The sequence below is a fragment of the Halomonas sp. ALS9 genome, from assembly GCF_001651035.1.
In the GTDB taxonomy this organism is placed as follows: Bacteria; Pseudomonadota; Gammaproteobacteria; order Pseudomonadales; family Halomonadaceae; genus Vreelandella.
In genome coordinates, this window is sequence record NZ_LXRG01000166.1 from 1 (window position 1) to 550 (window position 550).

Genomic DNA, 550 nt, shown 5'->3' on the forward strand with positions numbered 1-550 from the left:
CCCACGGTCAGGGTGACGGTGTCGCCTGCTTTGGCGTCGCCGCCCACGCTGCCGGTCACGCTGATGGTTTGGGTGGCTTCTTCGCCGTTGATCACGTCGTCACCAGCGATGGTGTCGATGGTGATGGTGGCCGCGGCGTCGGTGTCGACGCCATAGTCACGGGCGGCGTCAGCACTGTAGGCGTTGCCTGCGGCGTCGCTACCGGTGACTTCAGCGGTCACGCTGTCGTTCTCGGCCAGCACGCTGCCCGGGACGTCGATGGCATACGTGAGGTCTTCACCCACGGTGCCTTCGTAGCTGTTGTCCCCCACGGTCAGGGTGACGGTGTCGCCTGCTTTGGCGTCGCCGCCCACGCTGCCGGTCACGCTGATGGTTTGGGTGGCTTCTTCGCCGTTGATCACGTCGTCACCGGCGATGGTGTCGATGCTGATCGTGGCGCTGGCGTCGGTGTCGACGCCATAGTCACGGGCGGCGTCGGCGCTGTAGGCGTTGCCTGCGGCGTCGCTACCGGTGACTTCAGCGGTCACGCTGTCGTTCTCGGCCAGCACGC

General features: G+C 66.5%; 1 protein-coding gene. It reads right to left on the reverse strand.

From position 1 onward, the window contains the following. The coding region (locus A6R74_RS23230; RefSeq protein WP_165603379.1) for an Ig-like domain-containing protein at positions 1–550 on the reverse strand (550 nt) is incomplete at both ends.